Source organism: Massilia sp. P1_C10 (assembly GCF_056406475.1).
Genome location: NZ_JBFUAC010000003.1, coordinates 1 through 19,490, shown reverse-complemented (window position 1 = coordinate 19,490; position 19,490 = coordinate 1). Strand labels below are relative to the sequence as shown.

At 66.9% G+C, this 19,490-nt stretch carries 15 protein-coding genes and 3 tRNA genes; 10 read left to right on the top strand and 8 right to left on the bottom strand.

The features are described from left to right. Window positions 1-136: 136 nt before the first annotated feature. Together AC1D02_RS07745 and AC1D02_RS07740 are read right to left on the bottom strand one after the other, a co-directional pair. Window positions 137-580, bottom strand: coding sequence for a nuclear transport factor 2 family protein (locus AC1D02_RS07745; protein ID WP_477315404.1), 444 nt, complete (start codon window positions 578-580; stop codon window positions 137-139). 81 nt (window positions 581-661) lie between these two features. Then, window positions 662-1,057: an MAPEG family protein gene (locus AC1D02_RS07740; protein WP_477315402.1), complete on the bottom strand. Its 396-nt coding sequence runs from the start codon at window positions 1,055-1,057 to the stop codon at window positions 662-664. 95 nt (window positions 1,058-1,152) lie between these two features. On the opposite strand from AC1D02_RS07740, the gene AC1D02_RS07735 reads away from it, so the two are divergent. Continuing rightward, window positions 1,153-2,910, top strand: a complete 1,758-nt coding sequence (locus AC1D02_RS07735; RefSeq protein ID WP_477315400.1) for a M14 family metallopeptidase — start codon at window positions 1,153-1,155, stop codon at window positions 2,908-2,910. A 56-nt stretch (window positions 2,911-2,966) separates the two neighbouring features. On the opposite strand, the gene AC1D02_RS07730 is transcribed toward AC1D02_RS07735, so the two are convergent. The 5 genes from AC1D02_RS07730 to AC1D02_RS07710 form a co-directional block, all read right to left on the bottom strand. Further along, window positions 2,967-3,497, bottom strand: a complete 531-nt coding sequence (locus tag AC1D02_RS07730) for a phosphoglycerate mutase family protein (RefSeq protein ID WP_477315398.1) — start codon at window positions 3,495-3,497, stop codon at window positions 2,967-2,969. 56 nt (window positions 3,498-3,553) lie between these two features. After that, window positions 3,554-5,542, bottom strand: coding sequence for a TIR domain-containing protein (locus AC1D02_RS07725; RefSeq protein WP_477315396.1), 1,989 nt, complete (start codon window positions 5,540-5,542; stop codon window positions 3,554-3,556). 142 nt (window positions 5,543-5,684) lie between these two features. After that, the gene (gene ttcA / locus AC1D02_RS07720) at window positions 5,685-6,599 is read right to left on the bottom strand and encodes a tRNA 2-thiocytidine(32) synthetase TtcA (protein ID WP_477315394.1); all 915 of its coding nucleotides are present in this window, start codon (window positions 6,597-6,599) and stop codon (window positions 5,685-5,687) included. Further along, window positions 6,596-6,994, bottom strand: coding sequence for a dihydroneopterin aldolase (locus tag AC1D02_RS07715; protein ID WP_477315392.1), 399 nt, complete (start codon window positions 6,992-6,994; stop codon window positions 6,596-6,598). The genes ttcA and AC1D02_RS07715 overlap by 4 nt, the downstream gene beginning before the upstream one ends. Window positions 6,995-7,002: 8 nt before the next feature. Then, a complete protein-coding gene (locus AC1D02_RS07710) occupies window positions 7,003-7,782 on the bottom strand; it encodes an SDR family oxidoreductase (RefSeq protein ID WP_477315390.1) in 780 nt (259 codons plus the stop codon). A gap of 87 nt (window positions 7,783-7,869) precedes the next feature. Between AC1D02_RS07710 and AC1D02_RS07705 the strand changes: the two genes are divergently transcribed. The 5 genes from AC1D02_RS07705 (at window position 7,870) to AC1D02_RS07685 (ending at window position 14,831) form a co-directional block, all read left to right on the top strand. Next, the gene (locus AC1D02_RS07705) at window positions 7,870-9,012 is read left to right on the top strand and encodes a class I SAM-dependent methyltransferase (RefSeq protein WP_477315388.1); all 1,143 of its coding nucleotides are present in this window, start codon (window positions 7,870-7,872) and stop codon (window positions 9,010-9,012) included. A 6-nt stretch (window positions 9,013-9,018) separates the two neighbouring features. Beyond that, entirely contained in the window at window positions 9,019-9,891 is an 873-nt protein-coding gene (locus tag AC1D02_RS07700; protein ID WP_477315386.1) for a J domain-containing protein, read from the top strand. A gap of 82 nt (window positions 9,892-9,973) precedes the next feature. Next, window positions 9,974-11,536, top strand: a complete 1,563-nt coding sequence (locus AC1D02_RS07695; protein ID WP_477315384.1) for a DUF3369 domain-containing protein — start codon at window positions 9,974-9,976, stop codon at window positions 11,534-11,536. A 91-nt stretch (window positions 11,537-11,627) separates the two neighbouring features. Further along, window positions 11,628-13,256 (top strand): tetratricopeptide repeat protein, encoded by a 1,629-nt coding sequence (locus AC1D02_RS07690; RefSeq protein ID WP_477315382.1) that lies wholly within the window; start codon window positions 11,628-11,630, stop codon window positions 13,254-13,256. 30 nt (window positions 13,257-13,286) lie between these two features. Further along, window positions 13,287-14,831, top strand: coding sequence for an HDOD domain-containing protein (locus tag AC1D02_RS07685; protein ID WP_477315380.1), 1,545 nt, complete (start codon window positions 13,287-13,289; stop codon window positions 14,829-14,831). Between the two features lie 80 nt (window positions 14,832-14,911). On the opposite strand, the gene AC1D02_RS07680 is transcribed toward AC1D02_RS07685, so the two are convergent. Next, the gene (locus AC1D02_RS07680) at window positions 14,912-18,163 is read right to left on the bottom strand and encodes a bifunctional diguanylate cyclase/phosphodiesterase (RefSeq protein WP_477315378.1); all 3,252 of its coding nucleotides are present in this window, start codon (window positions 18,161-18,163) and stop codon (window positions 14,912-14,914) included. A gap of 237 nt (window positions 18,164-18,400) precedes the next feature. On the opposite strand from AC1D02_RS07680, the gene AC1D02_RS07675 reads away from it, so the two are divergent. From AC1D02_RS07675 to AC1D02_RS07660, 4 genes are all read left to right on the top strand, one after another. Continuing rightward, window positions 18,401-18,485: transfer RNA gene (locus AC1D02_RS07675), tRNA-Tyr, on the top strand. A gap of 54 nt (window positions 18,486-18,539) precedes the next feature. Continuing rightward, a tRNA-Gly gene (locus AC1D02_RS07670) sits at window positions 18,540-18,613 on the top strand. Window positions 18,614-18,651: 38 nt separating this feature from the next. After that, window positions 18,652-18,726, top strand: a tRNA-Thr gene (locus AC1D02_RS07665). A gap of 89 nt (window positions 18,727-18,815) precedes the next feature. Further along, window positions 18,816-19,490: GTP-binding protein (locus AC1D02_RS07660; RefSeq protein ID WP_477315376.1), on the top strand; the 675-nt coding region annotated here is incomplete at its 3' end.

Below are 19,490 nucleotides of genomic sequence, written 5' to 3'. Positions count from 1 at the left end.
GGGGTCTGGTTCCGCGAATCAGACCCCTTTTTTCATGGGCCGCAGCCCAAAGTCCGGGGTCAGGTCCGGCCGAGCGACGGGGACGCCTAGTCCCCGGGTTTTTCGCTGCCGCGCGAATTTGCGCTGCAGCGTTTACTCAGTGACGCAGAGGCGCGCCTTTCGAGGCTGCCGCACCCTGTATCGGCCTGAACGCCGCTTCGGCTGCGGCGGTGTTGGTGTGTTGTTCGAAGCGTGCGATCTTGCCGTCGCGGACGGTGAAGATGTGCACCCACGGGCTATCGTAATCCGCGCCGGTCGATTTCACGTGCCAGCGCGACACGCCAGTGACGACCACCTTGTCGCCTTCGGCAATGAAAGTCTGCGGTTCGAACTTGAGCGGCTCCATCGACTGGTCGAGTTTGGTGAAGAACTCGCCCACGGCGGCGCGGCCGCTGTAGCTGCCGGCAAACGGGAGGGTATCCACTTCGGGACCGACCCATTCGACATCATCCTTGCACATCCCAAGAATGCCCTTGATGTCTTTTTGTTTGTACAGCTGGTAGGCCGACATGATCAGCTGTTTGGTGTCTTTGGTTTCCATGACCAACTCCTATTCAAACTCCAACCTACATTCATAGTAGGTCGCTCTGACAGGTTTGCAATGGCGCGATGAAACATTGGGTCAAGCGGCGAGGATGGCCTTGACGAGCATGACCAGGCCTACCACCGACACCGCCCACACCAGTGTGCGCACTACCGGCACGCCGGCCGCATACATGGGCACGTACAGCACGCGCGCGCCCAGGTAGAGCTGGCAGGCCAGCACGGTGTCCGCGCTGTGGCGGCCGGCGACGTGCGCGATCAGCACGGCGATGGCGAACAGCGGCAGCGTCTCGAACAGATTCTTCTGCGCGCGCTGCAGGCGCGCTGTGACCTTGCCGGGCGGCGCCACGTCGCCATCGCGCGCGCTGGCGTTGTACCAGATTCCGGTTTCGATCGTGCGCAACGTCGCCGCAAGTGCGATCTGCACCATGGCCAGCACCAGGACCCAAGCCAGCAGCGTCAGTTCGGTCGTCATCGTCGTTCCTTATTGGTTGAAATTGCGGACCAGAATAACAAAGTTCCGACCCGGCTATAATCTTCGCCCATCACTCACCTGCCGGAGTTCCACCGATGATCCGTTCCGCGTTGCTGCTCGCCCTGTCCGCCGCTATGCCCCTGTCGCACGCGGCCAACCTCACCACCGTGTCCGAGCAATCCGGCTTCCAGCGCACCGGCCGCTACGACGAGGTCATCAAGCTGTGCACCGCATTCCAGTCGGCCTGGCCGAAGCAGGTCAGGTGCATCGACTTCGGCGTGACGCCGGAAGGGCGGCCGATGAAGGCGCTGATCGTCACCCGTACCGGCGCGATGACGCCGCAGGCGGCGAAGCAGCGCGGCCTGCCGGTGGTGCTGATCCAGGGTGGCATCCACGCCGGCGAGATCGACGGCAAGGACGCCGGCTTCCTGGCGCTGCGCGAGATGCTGGAGGGCCGGGTGGCGCCGGGCGCGCTCGACAAGCAGGTGCTGCTGTTCGTCCCCGTCTTCAACGTCGACGGCCACGAGCGCTTCACGCCGAACAACCGCCCGAACCAGCGCGGGCCCGTCGAGATGGGCTGGCGCACCACCGCGCAGAACTTCAACCTCAATCGCGATTACGTCAAGGCCGACGCGCCCGAGATGCAGGCGATGCTGGCGCTGGTGAACGCGTGGGATCCGCTGGTCTACGTCGACCTGCACGTGACCGACGGCGCCAAGTTCGAGCACGACGTGTCGATCCAGGTCGAGCCGGTGTATTCGGGCGATCCCGAATTCCGCAAGGCCGGCCTGGCGGTGCGCTCCAACGTGATCGCCGACATCACGAAGCAGGGCTCGATGCCGCAGTCGTATTACATGTCGTTTGTCGAAAACGACAACCCGGCCTCGGGCTTTGCCGACGGCGTATCCGATCCGCGCTTCTCGACCGGCTACTTCCAGCTGCGCAACCGCATGGCGATGCTGGTTGAAACCCACGCGTGGAAAGATTACCCGACCCGCGTGCGCATCACCCATAACGCGATCGTTTCGGTGCTCGACCAGGTCGCAAGGCACGGCGCCGAATGGCAGAAGGCCGCGGCCGACGCCGACGCGCGCGCGCTGAAGATCGCCGGCACCGCGGTCCCGCTGACGTGGAAGACCACCGACACGTCGCACATGGTCGACTTCAAGGGCTATGCCTACACGCGCACGCCGTCGGACGTGTCGGGCATCCTGATGACGCGCTATGACGAAACCAAGCCGCAAATCTGGACCGTGCCGCTGCGCGACGAAGTGCTGCCCGACTTCTCGGTGACGGCGCCTGGCGCCGGCTACATCGTGCCGGCGGCGCAGGCGAAGATGGTCGCCGCCAAGCTGGCGCAGCACGCCATTGCGTATAGCACGCTCGGCGGCGACGGCAAGCTCGATGTCGAGACCTTCCGCGCCGACAAGGCGACCTTCACGCCGGGCTCGTTCGAGTCGCACCAGCGCCTGGCGGTGCAGGGCGCGTGGAAGCCGGAATCGCGCGCGGTTGGCAAGGGCGCCTTGTTCGTTCCGGTGGGCCAGCCGAAGGCACGCCTGGTGATGGCGCTGCTCGAGCCGCAGGCGCCGGATTCGCTGCTGGCCTGGGGCGCGTTCAACAACGCGTTCGAGCGCAAGGAATACATGGAGGAATACGTCGCCGAGGACGTGGCGCGCGAACAGATGGCGGCCGATCCGGCGCTGGCAGCACAGTTCAGGAAGATGGTGGAGACCGACCCGGTGTTCGCCAAAAACCCCCGTGCGCGCCTTGAGTTCTTCGCCCGCCGCCACGGTTCGTGGGACGAGCGCTTCAACCTCTATCCGGTAATGCGCACGAACTTCGTGCCGAAATAAGCAAGGACGGGGTCAGGTCCGCCGGACCCGACCCCAGCCGTTGGGGCGCGGCGTCGTTATTGCGCTGACGTAGGCGTCGCCAGCGACGACAGCAGCACCGTGGTGACCTTGCCGTCGGCGCCGATATGAAGCTGGTACACCCTGTCGAACTCTTCGTCCGCGATATCGGTTCCCGGCGCGCCGCCGAACATGCGCACCAGCGCCGGCAAGGTATTCGAATGGCCGACCACCAGAACCGCGCCGCCTTTCAGCGCCTTCAGCTTGGAGACCATCGCCTCAGGCTTCGAGGGATCGTAAGTCTGCACCTCGACGCCGGCGACGTGCGCCATCGGTTGGGCGGTCTGCACCGTGCGCGTGGTCTGCGAACTGAACACCGCCTCGATGCCCGCTTTGCGCAGCATCGCCGCAACGTTCTGCGCGCGCGCCTTGCCTTGCACGGTCAGCTCGGGATCCTTGCCGGTGGTCTGCTTCTCTCCATGCCGCACCAGGTAGATCGCCGCGGGTTCGGCATGCGCATAGGAGGGCGCCAGCATCGCCAGCAACAGCGCTGCGGCGCTGACCAAGCGGGCTGTCGGTTGTTTCATCATTCGGTCTTGTTTCAAACTCGCTCCTTGAAGATGTCGTTTTGCGATGCGGCGCCCCCTCACTTGGGCAACGGCACCCGGAATTTGATCGCGGCCTTCTGCGCCGGCAGCTTGCCGAGCTTGCGCATCAGGGCCTTCCAGCGCGGATCGCCATACAGATTCGAGAACATAGGCTCGCTGTTGACATACGCGACGCCGACATCATGCAGATTTTCCGCCTTTTCGAGCCATGCGAACGCCTGGTCCGGTTCGCCGCGATAGGCATACACGTAGGCGATGTTCCACGGCGCGACGGTGGGATACTTGGTGATCATGTGCTGGAGCGCCGCGTCGGAAGCGGCGTGATTGCCCAGCGCATGCTCGGCCAGCGCAATGCCGGCCCAGCGCCACGCGCCGCCCTTTTCCGCCAACATCTCGGGCCGCGCCGCGGCGGCGTCGCCTTTCAGCAGCAAGGCTTCGCCGGCCATGAAGTGCGCGCCGCTGAATTGCGGGCTGAGCGTGATGGCGGTGCGGCAGGACGAGACGGCCTTGTCCCAGCGCCGCGCGCCGTAATGTGCCCAGCACGAGTAGTAGTGGACGACCGGATTGATCGGATCGTGGGTCGCCAGGTAGTTGTAGACCTGCAGCGCTTCATCGGTGCGGTCGAGCAGCAGCAGCAGGGAAGCGGCGTTATTGAGGATTTCGAGGTTGGCGGGCTCCAGCTCCAGCGCACGCGAGAAATAGCCGGCGGCGCCTGCCAGGTCGTTGTCGTAGTTGGCCGCCCGGCTGCCCAGCAGCGACAGGGCCGGCGCATTGTTGGCCTCGACCTTGAGCGCCATGGTGGCCGCTTCCCGGCTCAGGCGGAAACCCTCTTCGGGAAGGCGTTCGCCGAAATTCGATTGCGCCGTGTAGACGTCGGCCTGGCCCACCCACGCGCGCGCCAAGCTGGGGGCGGCCTCCGCGGCCTGCTTGTAAAACTCCAGCGCGTTGACGCGGCTCTGCTGCGAGCCTTGGTCCGCCAGGAACTTCGCCTTGAGCAGAAGCGCGTAAGCCTGCGGATCGATCGCCACCGCTTTCGGCGCGGCGCCGAGCAGCCTGACTTTCAGCTGGCCGACGACGGTGGCGGCGATTTCATCCTGCACGGTGAAGATGTCCTCGATCGTGCGGTCGTACGTCTCCGACCACAGGTGCGTGCGGTCCGCCGCGCGAATCAGCTGCACGCTGATCCGCACCCGGTTACCGGCCTTCTGCACGCTGCCTTCGAGTACCGCGCCGACATTCAGCTTGCGGGCGATGTCGGCAACGTCGCTTTCATTGCCGCGAAAAGCGAAGCTCGAGGTGCGCGAGATGACGCGCAGGCCGGGGACCTTGGCCAGCAGGTTCAGTAACTCCTCGGCGATGCCATCGGAAAAATACTCGTTGCCCTTGTCGGCACTTAGGTTCGTGAACGGGAGCACCGCGATCGAAGGATCGGCGGCGATGGCCGCGGCGGCCGGGGTACGCATCGCCTGGCTGGCGAAATAGCCGCCGCCGCCGAGCAGCGCGACGGCGGCAATTGCGGCTGCCATCATCCAGCGCGGCTTGCGGGCGGGGGCGGAAGGGGAGGCGCCGACCGCCGGACGCGGCGCGGCTTCGCCGCCGAGCAGCTGCATGGCGCGCCGGGCGAATGCATCGGCCCCGGCGCCGTCCGGCAGCCGCGTCCACTGGCGCTCGCGAAAGCGCGCCGGCACGCGCGCCTCGGCGTCGGCAGTGTCGTCGATCACCACCGGCATCAGGAACGGATGGTCGTCCGACATCAGGTGCGAGCGATCGACGGCCAGCTTCCACTCGAGGCGGAAGTAGCCCTCTGGCCGCGATTGGGTCGTGCGCGAGATCACGGGCACGAACAGCGCCGCATGCTGGATCTGGTGGCGGATCTTGGCGTCCCACGCATCGCCGCCGCGCAGTTCGCTCTGGTCGAACCAGACGTCGATACCCGCGGCGCGCATCGAGTCGGCGAGGCGCTGCGCCGCCCCGGCGTCTTGTGAGGCGTAGCTCAGGAATACGAATGGGGGAGCGGGATTGGACATCGGGGACAGTATCCCTGCTGCTCCCGAGCATGTCAATCTTGGCAACTATCGGTCAGCGCGGCCGGACTGCTGGCAAACTCCGCCCGAAGTTCCTGGCCAGGCAGAAGGACGCAGGAGGCTCAGGCTTTCGGCAACCCCGGTGTCAGTCCGCCGGCTGAATCGAGAACACGCCAGGCGCCGGCGTCGAACACGGCTCCTCGTCGAACGCGATGTCGCCCAGCGGATTGGCCACGCCGTCGGTCTTCAGGTCGGTGAACCCAAACAGGTCGCGGTCCATCAGGTGCGACGGCACCACCGTCGACAGCGACGAGAAGATGCTCTCGACGCGGCCCGGATACTTCTTCTCCCATTCGCGCATCAGGCCCTTGATCTGCTTGCGCTGCAGGTTCTCCTGCGAGCCGCACAGGTCGCACGGGATGATCGGGAACTGCTTCACCTCGGCGTAGCGCGTCGAGTCCTCTTCCTTCACGTACGCCATCGGACGAATCACCATGTGCTTGCCGTCGTCGGACACCAGCTTGGCCGGCATGCCCTTCAGCTTCCCGCCGAAGAACATATTCAGGAAGAAGGTCTCGAGGATGTCGTCGCGGTGGTGGCCCAGCGCGATCTTGTTGCAGCCCAGTTCATCGGCCACGCGGTACAGGATGCCGCGGCGCAGGCGCGAACACAGCGAGCAGGTGGTCTTCCCTTCGGGGATCAGGCGCTTGACGATGCTGTAGGTGTCCTGGTTCTCGATGTGGAACGGCACGCCCAGCCTGGTCAGGTAGGCCGGCAGGATATCGGCCGGGAAGTTCGGCTGCTTCTGGTCCAGGTTGACGGCGATGATCTCGAAGTTGATCGGCGCGCGCTCGCGCAGCGTCATCAGGATGTCGAGCAGCGCGTAGCTGTCCTTGCCGCCCGACAGGCACACCATCACCTTGTCGCCGTCTTCGATCATGTTGAAGTCGCCGATCGCCTGGCCGACCAGGCGGCACAGGCGCTTGTGCAGCTTGTTGTTCTCGTACGCCTGCTTGTCGCTCGCCGATTTCGGCTCCATCAGTGCTGCGGTGCTGCTCATGCTTCATCCTTGATCTGAAATACTTCAACGCCGACGCCTTCGCAGTCGGGATACACATCCGGCTTCATCGACGACACGCGCACGGCGCGCACGCGCGGGTGCGCCAGCATCGCCCGCGCGACGTCGTCGACCAGCGTCTCCTGCAGGTGCACGTGGCCCTGCGCCATGCGCCGCGCGACGGTCTCGCGCATGAAATCGTAGTCGACCACTTCTTCCAGCTGGTCGTCCTTCGGCGTCGACTGCGCCAGCGGAATGTACAGGTCGACGTTGATCAGCACGCGCTGCTCGCCGCGCTTTTCGAAGTCGTGCACGCCGATGTTGATCATCACTTCGTAATTGCGCAGGAACAGGCGGCGGCAGTCGGCCAGTTTCGGGTGGGTCAGTGCGGACAGCATGGTAAGCCTTATTTGGTGAGGAACATCACGTCGCGCGGCAGCGGCATCAAATGCTGGCCGCCGTCGACGAGGAGGGTGGTGCCGGTGATCGCGCGCGCCTGCGCCAGGTAGCAGACCGCGTCGGCCACGTCCTGCGGCAGGCTCGATCGGCCCAGCGGCGTGGCCTGGTGCGCGCTGGCGAAGCCGGCGTCGGTCTGGTCGCCCGAGACCATGGTGATGCCGGGCGCGACGCCGACCACGCGCACCGCCGGCGCCAGCGCCTGCGCCAGCATCGTGGTGGCCGTCTGCAGCGCGGCCTTCGACAGCGTGTACGACAAAAAGTCGGGATTCAAATTGGCCAGCTTCTGGTCCAGCAGGTTGATGACGACCGCCTGCTCGCCGGCCGGCGTGGCCGCATGCAGCGCCCGCGCCAGCAGGATCGGCGCGGCGACGTTGGACTGCATGTGCGCCGCCAGCAGCGCCGGCGAAAAATCGGCCGCGCTGTCGTATTCGAACAACGATGCGTTATTCACCACGCAGCCGATCGGACCCAGCGCGTCGATCGCGCGCGCCAGCAGGCCGCGCACCGCGCCTTCGTCGGCCAGGTCGCAATCGAGCAGCGCGGCGCGCCGGCCCAGCGCGCGGATCGCCGCCGCGGTTTCTTCGGCGTCGGCGCGCGAACTGCGGAAGTGCACCGCGACGTCCCAGCCGGCCTGCGCCAGCCCGAGCGCGATCGCGCGCCCGATGCGCCTGCCCGCGCCCGTGACCAGGGCCGCCTTGTGCTGTCCGTTTGCCGGTGAATTTGTCATGTCGATAAAAGTATGCAGAAAACTGCATAAATCATGCAGAAACCTGCATAAATTGTTAGTGAGTGCCGTTATCGCTACAATGCCGTCATGTCCCTACCAGAACCCGATAGCGACGCGCTGGCCGCGTCCCACGCCTTGCAGCTAGTGATCGCCGGCGAGATTGCGCAGCAATCCGGCGCCATCACGTTTGCCCGATTCATGGAACTGGCGCTGTACGCGCCGCGGCTTGGCTATTACAGCGGCGGCGCCGCAAAATTGGGCAGGGACGGCGATTTTACAACGGCGCCCGAGATCAGCGCCCTGTTCGGCGCGACCGTGGCACGCGCCGCAGCCTCTATTATCGCCCAAAGCGCGCCGAATATCCTCGAATTCGGCGCCGGCACCGGCAAACTGGCGCGCGACGTGCTCACCGCGCTTGCGCTCGATGGCGTCCGCGTCGACAGCTACGCCATCGTCGAACTGTCCGGCGAACTGCGCGCGCGCCAGCAGGAGGCGCTCAAGGACTTCCCGCAGGTGCGCTGGCTCGATGGCTTCCCGGCGTCGTTCAGCGGGGTCGTGCTGGGCAACGAGGTGCTCGACGCGATGCCGGTCGAACTGGTGACAAAGACGCCGGACGGCTGGCGCCAGGTGATGGTCACGATCGACAACGGCCGCTTCGTGTTCGCCGACCGCGCGCCCGACGCCGCGCTGGCCGCCCACATCGCGCGCCAGATCCCCGACGCCGAACACCTCGACATCGGCTACCTGACCGAGGTGCACCCGGTCGCCGCCGGCTTCATGGCCACCTTGGCGCACATGATGCAGACCGGCGCGGCGATCCTGTTCGACTACGGCTTCCCGGGCCACGAATACTATGTGGACGACCGCAGCGGCGGCACCCTGATGTGCCACTACCGCCATCACGCCCATCCCGATCCGTTCTACCTGCCCGGCCTGCAGGACATCACCGCGCACGTCGACTTCACCGCGATGGCGGTGGCGGCGCAGGACGCCGGCATGGAGGTGCTGGGCTACATGAGCCAGGCCGCCTTCCTGCTCGGCGCCGGCATCAGCGAACTGCTGCTGCGCACCGACCCGGCCGACGCGATGAACTACCTGCCGCAGGCGAACGCGGTGCAGAAGCTGGTGTCGCCGGCCGAAATGGGCGAATTGTTCAAGGTGCTGGTGGTCGGCAAGGGCGTCGCGCTGCCCGAGCGGATCGCCGAGACCGACCGCAGCCACCGCCTGTAAGCCTTCATGGCCAAGATCCATACCCACTACGACAACCTGAAAGTGGCGCGCATGGCGCCGCAGGAAGTCATTCGCGCCGCCTACAAGGTGCTGAGCCAGAAGTACCATCCCGACAAGAACCCGGGCGACGAGAAGGCCGCTCGCATCATGGCCATCGTCAATACAGCCTACGGCATCCTGTCCGACCCGGTGCGGCGCAAGGAGCACGACGACTGGATCGCGGCCGAGGAGATGGAGATCGCCTGGATCGAGAGCGCCCACGGCGACGGCGCCTGGGAGCCGCGCGCGCTGGAGGCGCCGGCGCCGTACCGCGTCATGCGCGACCCGAAACTGTGGCTGGCGCTGCTGGCCTGCTTCGGCGCCGGCTGCGCCGCGACGTCGCTGCTGATCGAACAGCCGAAGGTGCTGCCGGTGGCGCTGGCGTCGGTGCTGAATAACGCCCCGGCGCCTGTGCAGCCCTTGCCGGCGCGGGTTGCCGACGCCCCGCGCCCGCCCGGCGTCAAGGCGCTCGCAGTCACCCAGCTGGTCGTGCCGGCCCACGCGCCCGACTGCGATTCCGAACTGCGCGCGCAGGCGGCGCCGAACGGCGAAGCCTGGCCGACGTCTTCCGGCTACGTCGACGGCTACCCGGTCGCCAATCCCGGCGAGGAAATGCAGGTCGCGATCGACAATTCGGCCAATGCGGCGGCGGTGTTCGTCAAGCTGTACGACCTCGATCGGCGCGCCAACGCGCGCTACGCCTATGTGCTGCCGCACGAGTCGCTGTCGATCGACAAGCTGGCCGCCGGCCGCTACGAGGTGCGCTACCAGGACGTCGTCGAACCCGGCGCGCAGACCGCCTGCGCCGCGCAGCTGAAACAGGCCGCCGCCGCGCCCTGAGCCGCACACGCTACCGAATCGCTGGACGGCCCCCGCCGTTTAGTGATAGTTTGGACATCAAAACGATGCCGCGGAGCGAAGCATGGACGATGAGCACGACGACGAAGACTGGCTGATCGACGACATCGACGCCGGCCCGGCCGCGGGCCTGGCCCCGGCCGTCCAGCGCCCCTGGCGCGTGCTGATCGTCGACGACGACGCCGACGTCCACGCGGTCACCCGGCTGGCGCTGCGCAACGTCAGCTTCAAGGAACGCGAGCTCGAACTGTTCTCCGCCTACAGCGGCGCCGACGGCCTGCGCGTGCTGCGCGACACGCCCGACATCGCGCTGGTGCTGCTCGACGTGGTGATGGAAACCGAGGACGCCGGCCTGGTGCTGGCGCGCCGCATCCGCGAAGACCTCGGCAACCACACCGTGCGCGTGGTGCTGCGCACCGGCCAGCCGGGCCAGGCGCCCGAGCAGCGCGTGATCATCGACTACGACATCAACGACTACAAGGCCAAGACCGAGCTGACCACCCAGCGCCTGTTCACCGCCGTCATCTCCGCGCTGCGCGCCTACGAAACCCTGACCATGCTCGAGCGCAGCCGCGCCGGCCTGGCCAGAATACTGGCCGGCGCCAACAACCTGTACCAGGCCGGCTCGCTGCGCGAATTCGCCTCCGGCGTGCTGGGCCAGGTCAGCGCGGTGCTCGACATCGGCGCCGAAGGCATGCTGTGCGTGATGGCCGGCGCGTCCGACGCCGATCCTGCCGTGCTGGCCGCCACCGGCGCCTGGGCCGCGCTGGCCGGCGCGCCGCATCTGCCGCCGGATCATCCGCTGCGTCCCGCCATCGATCGCGCGCTGCGCGGGGAAGCGGGCGAGCACGGCGCGACCGCCACGGTGCTGCCGATCCACACCCGCCAGCAGCAGCGCCTGTGCATCGCGGTCAGCCCGCCGTTGCCGCTGGCGCCGGTCCAGAGCGACCTGCTCGAGCTGTTCTGCCAGCGCATCGGCTCCGCCTTCGACAACCAGTACCTGTTCGGCCAGGTGCGCAAGACCCAGGAGGCGACCGTCGCGGTGCTTGCCGAAGTGGCCGAATTCCGCCATCCGGGCGCGCTGGAGCACGTGGGCCGGGTCAGCGGCCTGTCGGCGCGCATCGCCGAGCGCATGCTCGAAGGCGGCGCCGAGGACCCCGAGCTGACGTCCGAGCTGGTGGCCCTGATCGGCCTGGCCAGCATGCTGCACGACGTCGGCATGATGGCCGCCTTCGACCCGCCCGAGGAGCCGGAGCAGCTCACGCCCGAGCAGCGCAGCGCGATGCAGCGCCACACCGAGATCGGCCGCGCGATGCTCGAACGCGCCGCGGCCCGGGTCGGCGGCGCCAGCTACCTGGCCTACGGCGCGCTGGTGGCCGGCTCGCACCACGAACGCTGGGACGGCGGCGGCTATCCGCGCGGCCTGAAGGGCGGCGAGATCCCCCTGTGCGCGCGGATCGTGGCCGCCGCCGACGTCTACGACGCCGTGATCAACGATCGCAGCTACAGGCAGGCCTGGACCGCGGCCGACGCGCTGGCCTACTTCCGCGAGCAGAGCGGGCGCCACTTCGACCCGCAGGTGGCGGCCGCCCTGATCGAAGTGGCAACGGCCGACACGCCGATTTAACTATTTTCCGCCCCTGCCGTTATATACTCTTTGCGGGAAATCGGCTGGCCCGGCAAGCCGGTGCGCCAGGGTATGACAGGAAAGACAACAGATGAATGAATTAAACGGACTCTCGGCGCTGATCATCGAACCGCATGCCGGCATGCGCGCGAGCATCCACAACATGCTGAACCTGTGCGGCCTGACCAAGATCGACCACGCCGGCAGCTCCAACAACGCGATCAAGCACCTGGGCCTGAAAAGCTTCGACCTGATTCTGTGCGAGTACGACCTCGATGGCGGCCAGGACGGCCAGCAGCTGCTCGAGGACCTGCGCCACCACAAGCTGATCACGCTGTCGACCATGTTCTTCATGGTGACGGCCGAGGGCAACTACGGCAAGGTGGTCAGCGCCGCCGAACTGGCGCCGACCGACTACATCCTCAAGCCGTTCACCGCCGACCGCCTGCTCGAGCGCATCGGCCGCGCGCTGGAAAAGCGCAATGTGTTCATGCCGGTGTACCTGTTCATGGAGGCCGGCAACCAGCGCGACGCCATCGCCGCCTGCATCGACGGCATGAAGGCGCACCCGCGCTACGCGATCGACTTCATGCGCCTGCGCGCCGAGCTGCACATGTTCCTCGGCGAGCCCGCCGAAGCGGAGCCGATTTACCGGCAGCTGTTCGAAGCCAAGGCGATCGCCTGGGCCAGGCTGGGACTGGCCAAGACGCTGTTCATGCGCGAGCGTTACGACGAAGCGCGCGAGATGCTCGAAGACCTGGTCCAGACCAACAAGAAATTCGTCGACGCCTACGACTGGCTGGCCAAAACCCACGCCGCCGCCGGCGCGCTGGAAAAGACCCAGGCGGTGCTGGCCGAAGCGGTGGCGGTGTCGCCGCATGCGGTGCGGCGCCTGCGCAAGCTGGGCGAGGTCGCGCTCGAGACGGGCGACACCGACACCGCCGAGAAGGTCCTCAAGCAGGTCGTCAGCAAGGCCAAGTACTCCGAATTCCGCGACCCGGAAGACCACGTCAAGCTGGTGCAGACGCTGGTGCGCAAGGGCGACCCGGTGCAGGCCGCGGCGGTGATCCGCGACCTCGACAAGTCGATGGGCAACCAGAAGAACAGCGCCGTGTGCAGCGCGATCTCGTCGGCCATGGTGCATGAATACACCGGCAACGAAGTGCGCCTGGCCGAATCGCTGACGGCCGCGCTGGCCGGCGCGCGCGAGGCCACCGGCCTGTCGGCCGACGCCAAGATGGAACTGGCGCGCAACTGCCTGCAGAACAACATGGAAGAAGGCGCCGCCGAAGTGATGCGCGACGTGATGCGCAACGCGCCGAACAACGCGGCGATGGCCAAGGCGATGGACGTGTTCCAGAAAGCCGGGCGCGGCGACCTGGCCGCCAGCGTCGCCCAGGAGAGCCGCCAGCAGGTGGTCGACCTGGTCGCCGCCGGCGCCTCCAAGGCCAAGGAAGGCGATTTCAAGGGCGCGGTGGTCTTGATGACCGAGGCGGTCAACAAGCTGCCGGACAATCCGCAGGTGGCGTTCAACGCCGCCGTCGCGGTGCTCAAGTGCCTGGAAAACGTCGGCTGGGAACAGCGCCTGGGTCAGTACGCGCTGAACCTGATCGACAACGTGCGCCGGCTCGATCCGGTCAATCCGAAACTGCCCGCGCTGGCCGGCCTGCACCAGCAGATTTTGAAAAAATACGACAAGGCTGTCGTCAGGAAGGCCTGACGCGGCCACACGAAGAACACGGAATTAATAATGGCAGCCGATCAAACCCCGCAAGGCTACAGCAACGAGACGCGCAAGGTGCGCGCCGCGCTGATGAACAAGGTATGCGGCGACGAGGACATGTTCGCGCTCGGCACCTCGGTGGCGCGCGTGGTGCAGATGGCGTCCTCGGACGACCAGGGCACGCACGACCTGGCGTACTACGTGCTGTCGGACGTCGCGCTGACCCAGCGCATCCTGCGCCTGTCGAACACCGCCACCTACCGCACCTCGTCGGGCACCTCGGTGACGACCATCTCGCGCGCGATCTCGCTGCTCGGCTTCGACAACGTCAAGACCACCGCGCTGGCGATGCTGTTGGTGGACGCGCTGTCGAACAGCGCCCACGCGCAGAGCGTGCGGGTCGAGCTGGAAAACGCCCTGTGCGCCAGCCTGGTCGGGCGCGAGATGGCGCGCAGCAGCGCCTACCAGGGCGCCGAAGAGGCCTCGATCGCGGCGCTGTTCAAGAATCTCGGCCCGCTGCTGGTGGCCACCCACGAGCATGCGCGCTACCGCGAAATCGCGGCGCTGACCGCCACCGGCAAGCACACCCTCGGCCAGGCTTCGCAGATGATCCTCGGCTGCAGCTACGACGCGCTGACCGAAGCGGTCATGGCCGAGTGGAAGATCCCCGAAGTGATCGTGCGCGCGCTGGCCGCGCCGCCGGCCGGCATCCAGAAGCAGGCGGCCAGCCGCAACGAATGGATGCGCCAGGTGGCCGCGTTCAGCATGGAAGTGTCGCAGCTGCTGGCGCGCACCGCCAATCCGGCCGCCACGCCCGACGCGCGCCAGCTGCTCAAGCGCTACGGCGCCGCGCTGGGCATCGACGCCGACCAGATGGAAGACCTGTTCACGACGGTGCAGGACAACATGACCGGCCTGTTGCAGAGCATGAACATGCAGCCGCGCCCGCGCATCGAGGAGCCGGTGGAAACCGACGGCCTGCCCAACGTGCTGCTGCTGGCGACGATGGACGCGGGCGAGAGCGCCGAAGAGATGTTCTACCCGAGCGGCAAGCCGTACAACGCGCGCGAGCTGCTGCTGTCGGGCGTGCAGGACGTCACCCAGATGCGCGCCGCCGGCGGCGCCCAGCTCAACGACGTGGTGCTGGCGGTCCTCGAGACGCTGTACCGCAGCATGGGCTTCCGCTTCGCGACGGTGTGCCTGAAGGACCCGCGCAGCGGCCAGTTCCGCGCGCGCGTCGCGTTCGGCGAAGACCACCAGCGCCGCCAGATGGGATTCACCTTCCCGATGGCGTCCTCGCGCGACCTGTTCCACCTGTCGATGGAAAACGACGCCGACCTGATGATCGCCGACGCGGGCAGCGCCAAGATCCGCGACCTGCTGCCGGCCTGGCACCGCGCGCTGCTGCCGGACGCGCGCAGCTTCATCGTGCTGCCGCTGGTGGTGGGCAAGGTGCAGCTCGGGCTGTTCTACGCCGACCGCGTGCATCCTGCGCCGGAAGGCGTGCCGCCCGACGAGACCCAATTGATCAAGGCGCTGAAGGCCCAGGTCCTGCTGGCGCTCACTCCCTAGGATTTCTTGAGCCGCGGCCCGAAGTCCGGGGTCAGGTCCGCCGGACCTGACCCCATGTTTTGACGCCGCCGCGTGCTTGGCTACGGCGCGAACGCCGCCTCATTCGCCACAAACTCCCTGAACTCGCTCGCCACCATCGGCCGCGCGAACAGGTAACCCTGCGCCTCGTCGCACTGGTGCATGCGCAGGAAGTTGCGCTGCGCCGCCGTCTCCACGCCTTCGGCCAGCACCGTCAGCCCCATCGCATGCGCCATGCTGATGGTGGCCGTGACGATCGCCGCGTCGTTCGGATCGTTCTCGATGTCGGTGACGAAGCCGCGGTCGATCTTGATGCGGTCGATCGCGAACAGCTTCAGGTACGACAGCGACGAATAGCCGGTGCCGAAGTCGTCGATCGCCACGTTGATGCCGCGCTCGCGCAGTGAGCGCAGCAGGTAGCGCGTGTGCTCCGGATCGTGCATCGCGGCCGACTCGGTGATCTCCAGCTCCAGCATGGTCGGATCGACCCCGGCCTCGGCCAGCAGCAGGTCCAGGCGCGGCAGCAGGTCGCGCCCGTGGCACTGGCGCGCCGACAGGTTCACCGCCATGCGCATGCGCTCCATGCCGTCGCGCTTCCATTCGGCCATCAGCTCGATCGCCCGCACCAGCACCCAGTCGCCCAGCGCCAGGATCAGGTTCGACTCCTCGGCGATCGGGATCACCCGGTTCGGCTCGATCATGCCCAGCTCCGGATGCTCCCAGCGCAGCAGCGCCTCGGCGCCGACCACGCGGCCCGAATCGAGGGCGATCTGCGGCTGCAGGTGCAGCTCGAACTGCTTCTGTCCGAGCGCGGTCCAGATGCGGTTCTCCATCATCAGGCGCTCGTGGGTGGCGGCGTTCATCGCCGGCGAATAGAACTGGAAATTGCCGCGGCCCTCGCTCTTGGCCGCGTACATCGCGGTGTCGGCGTGTCGCATCAGGACGGCGGCGTTGGCGGCGTCGTTGGGGAACATTGCGATGCCCACCGAGGAGCCGCTGTACATGGTCTGGTTCTCGAAGCGGTAGGGCGCCGACAGCGACTGCACGATGCGCATCGCCACCGCGCTCACCAGCTCCGGCGTCAGGTCGCCCGCCATCACGACGATGAATTCGTCGCCGCCCAGGCGCGCGATGATGTCGACGTCGCGCAGCAGTTCGCGCAGCCGCTGCGCCACTTCGACCAGCAGCAGGTCGCCGACCTGGTGGCCGTGCGAGTCGTTGATCTTCTTGAAGTGGTCGAGGTCGAGGAACAGCAGCGCCACGTTCTGGCCGGCGCGGCGCGCCTGCGCCAGCAGCTGGTCGAGGTGCAGGTTGAGAGAGAAGCGGTTTTCCAGCCCGGTCAGCGGATCGTGGTGGGCCAGCTCGTAGATGTGCTGCTGCGAGCGGCGTTGCTCGGTCAGGTCGTGGATGATGCAGACGAAGATGCTCTCCTCGCGCAGCTTGACCTGGCTAGCCGCGATCGACAGCGGGAAGGTGGCGCCGGCGCTGGTGGTGCCCACCAGTTCGCACGCTGCCGCGCCCGATTGCGCCAGGCGCGGCAGCGCGATGGTGCCGTCGCCCTCGGGCAGCTCGAGCAGCCGCTCGACGCGCACCCCGCGCAGGCCGTCGGCGTCGTACACGAACAGCGCGCCGGCCGCCGCATTCGCCGACAGCACGGCGCCGCGATGGTCCACCGTGATGATCGCATCGGCGGCGTTGTCGAGGATCGCCTGCAGCCGCGCCTCGCGTTCGCGCAATCGCGCGGTGGCGTCGTCGACCTGGGCCTGGATCTGCGTGCGCTCGCCGGAGATCACCAGCATCAGCGCGCCCATCAGCGCGGTCAGCAGCAGCCCGCCCGACAGCACGCTCCAGCTTTGCCAGCTGGTGTGCGCGCGCAGGTAGGCCGCGTCGGGCGCCAGCTGCAGTTCGAACCGGCGCCCGCCGAAATCGAGCACCTTGCGGTAGGCCGCCATCCGCTGCGCCGGCGCCGGCGCGTCGATCACCTTGAGCGGCGAACCGCCCGCGCTGACGTCGGCGAAGCCCACCAGGAAGTGATGAAAGTCGGCCTGGGCGACGGCCCGCGCCAGGTAGGTGTCGACCCGCAGCGCCAGGTCGAGCGCGCCGGCCGCCGGCCCGCCGCGTTCGGGCCCGGCGACCCGCTGCATCAGGTGGATGCCCAGCGTGCCGGTCTGGCGCAGCCGCACCGGCGCGCTGGCGGAAGGCCGCCCGCTGCGCAGCGCTTCGGTCAGCGCGTGGCCGCGCCCAGTCTCCGTCATGAAATCGCGCCCCAGCAGCAGTTCGCCGCTGGCCGGTTCGATCAGCAGGATCGGGAAGTAGTCGGGGCGCTGCGCGGCCGGCCTTGCGGCGCCGCCGGCGGTGATGTCGAGCACCTCGAAGCGGCGCCCGTAATAGGCACTGCCCCAGGCCTCGAATTGCGCGCGCTGGGCGTCGGTCACGTGCGGCAGCCAGGCCATCGCCAGCAGCTCCGGGCGCTCGCGCAGGTAGGGGCGGGCGACGTCGAAAAAATTATCCGCGGAGATGACGTTGCCGGGACCGCTGCGCAGGCGCGCCGCGCCGGGATCGTCCATCGCGCGCGCTACGCCGGCCAGGAAACGCTCGTGCTCGGACAGCGCGGCCTGCATCATCTGGCCCACTTCCTGCGCCTTCAGGCGGAAGGTCTGCATCTGCTGCTCGCGCTCCCAGATGCGGGCCTGCTGGTAGATCGCCACGAATGCGCCGGCCGCGACGATCAGCGGCACGGCGACCAGCAGGCGGCGCGGCCGCCACAGCGCGCGCGGCTGGCCGATCGCCACCCAGGTCAATGGCGCCGCCAGCAGGATACCGATGGCGTCGCCGATCCACCAGTTGAGCCAGCTGATCGGCAACTCGCCGGGCGCCGCGCCGATCGCGCCCAGGATGCCCAGCGACAGGCTGGCGCGGATCGAGCAGATCAGCGGCGTGAGCAGCAGGAAGCTGAGCACCGCGCGGCCCGAGGCGATGGCCGGGTCGACCCAGCGCCGGAACAGCGCGGCGCCGACCATGGCCTGGGCCAGCGCGGTCGTTGCCAGCAGCAGGCCGGCCGGGCCGGGAGCCGGCGCGCCGGGCAGGGCGGGGAAGGCGACCGGGAGGAAGGTGGCCACCACCAGGCCGGGCAGCAGGCGCCAGCCGCCGCTGTAGAGCGCGGCCACGCCGATGCCGGCCGCCAGCGACAGCGGCGGCGGCTCGCCCGGACGCGCCGTCAGGAACTGGCCGATCGCGCCGGCCGCCAGGCACGCCGCCACCAGCCACAGATTTGCAGCCAGGCGCCGGCGCCGCTGTGACTTCGGGGTGTGCAATATGAAACCCTCATGTGCCGATGTGGCGAGGCCGCCACAATTTTTCGCTTGCCGGAAATGTCGGGCGCTCCACTGAATTCTAGTCCAAAACGCGAACCGTTCGCGGACCCTTGCACTATCGGCAGCGGGCCGTTACAATCACGCCCCGAAGCAAGATCATTGTCGAATCGGCGGAAAATCAGCCGGGAAAAGTGTTGACAGTGAGTGGTGCTTGCTTCATACTCTGCGGTTCCTCGCGGAGGGGTGGCCGAGTGGTTAAAGGCGACAGACTGTAAATCTGTTCTCTATGAGTACGCTGGTTCGAATCCAGCCCCCTCCACCAAGATGTTGCAAGGATTTGTAGCGGTAAAGTGAAGAAGAGATGATGTTGTACCTCGCGGGTGTAGCTCAATGGTAGAGCAGAAGCCTTCCAAGCTTACGACGAGGGTTCGATTCCCTTCACCCGCTCCAGGTAGTTTGCAATGCATGCAGTACATCGCAATACATTAGCCCTTTTAGCTCAGTGGTAGAGCACTCCCTTGGTAAGGGAGAGGCCACGTGTTCAATCCACGTAAAGGGCACCAGAATTCAGCAGTACGCAAGTCGCAGTAAATTCAAAAAAAGTTCAGCAGGCGATTGCCTGGGCATTTCTCAAAATCGTTAGGAGTCTAAAATGGCAAAAGGTAAATTCGAACGGACCAAGCCGCACGTCAACGTCGGTACCATCGGTCACGTTGATCACGGCAAGACGACCCTGACGGCTGCGATCGCGACCGTTCTGTCGAAGAAATTCGGCGGCGAAGCTAAAGCTTACGACCAGATCGATGCGGCACCAGAAGAAAAAGCACGCGGCATCACCATCAACACCGCGCACGTCGAGTACGAGACCGCAACCCGTCACTACGCGCACGTCGACTGCCCAGGCCACGCCGACTACATCAAGAACATGATCACCGGTGCTGCCCAGATGGACGGCGCGATCCTGGTTTGCTCGGCAGCTGACGGCCCAATGCCACAGACCCGCGAGCACATCCTGCTGGCGCGCCAGGTCGGCGTTCCTTACATCATCGTGTTCCTGAACAAGTGCGACCTGGTCGACGACGCCGAGCTGCTCGAGCTGGTCGAAATGGAAGTGCGCGAGTTGCTGTCGAAGTACGAGTTCCCAGGCGACGACCTGCCGATCGTCAAAGGTTCGGCACGTATGGCGCTGGACGGCGACACCGGCCCAATGGGCGAGCAGGCGATCATGCAACTGGCCGACGCGCTGGACAGCTACATCCCTACGCCAGAGCGCGCTGTTGACGGCGCCTTCCTGATGCCGGTGGAAGACGTGTTCTCGATCTCGGGT

Excerpts from the sequence above, each read along its gene's own strand:
- AC1D02_RS07700 (WP_477315386.1), top strand. The coding sequence starts at position 9,019 with ATGGCCAAGATCCATACCCACTACGACAACCTGAAAGTGGCGCGCATG.
- AC1D02_RS07690 (WP_477315382.1), top strand. The coding sequence starts at position 11,628 with ATGAATGAATTAAACGGACTCTCGGCGCTGATCATCGAACCGCATGCC.
- AC1D02_RS07695 (WP_477315384.1), top strand. The coding sequence starts at position 9,974 with ATGGACGATGAGCACGACGACGAAGACTGGCTGATCGACGACATCGAC.
- AC1D02_RS07745 (WP_477315404.1), bottom strand. The coding sequence starts at position 580 with ATGGAAACCAAAGACACCAAACAGCTGATCATGTCGGCCTACCAGCTG.
- AC1D02_RS07725 (WP_477315396.1), bottom strand. The coding sequence starts at position 5,542 with ATGTCCAATCCCGCTCCCCCATTCGTATTCCTGAGCTACGCCTCACAA.
- AC1D02_RS07730 (WP_477315398.1), bottom strand. The coding sequence starts at position 3,497 with ATGATGAAACAACCGACAGCCCGCTTGGTCAGCGCCGCAGCGCTGTTG.
- AC1D02_RS07685 (WP_477315380.1), top strand. The coding sequence starts at position 13,287 with ATGGCAGCCGATCAAACCCCGCAAGGCTACAGCAACGAGACGCGCAAG.
- AC1D02_RS07705 (WP_477315388.1), top strand. The coding sequence starts at position 7,870 with ATGTCCCTACCAGAACCCGATAGCGACGCGCTGGCCGCGTCCCACGCC.
- AC1D02_RS07740 (WP_477315402.1), bottom strand. The coding sequence starts at position 1,057 with ATGACGACCGAACTGACGCTGCTGGCTTGGGTCCTGGTGCTGGCCATG.
- AC1D02_RS07715 (WP_477315392.1), bottom strand. The coding sequence starts at position 6,994 with ATGCTGTCCGCACTGACCCACCCGAAACTGGCCGACTGCCGCCGCCTG.
- AC1D02_RS07710 (WP_477315390.1), bottom strand. The coding sequence starts at position 7,782 with ATGACAAATTCACCGGCAAACGGACAGCACAAGGCGGCCCTGGTCACG.
- ttcA (WP_477315394.1), bottom strand. The coding sequence starts at position 6,599 with ATGAGCAGCACCGCAGCACTGATGGAGCCGAAATCGGCGAGCGACAAG.
- AC1D02_RS07735 (WP_477315400.1), top strand. The coding sequence starts at position 1,153 with ATGATCCGTTCCGCGTTGCTGCTCGCCCTGTCCGCCGCTATGCCCCTG.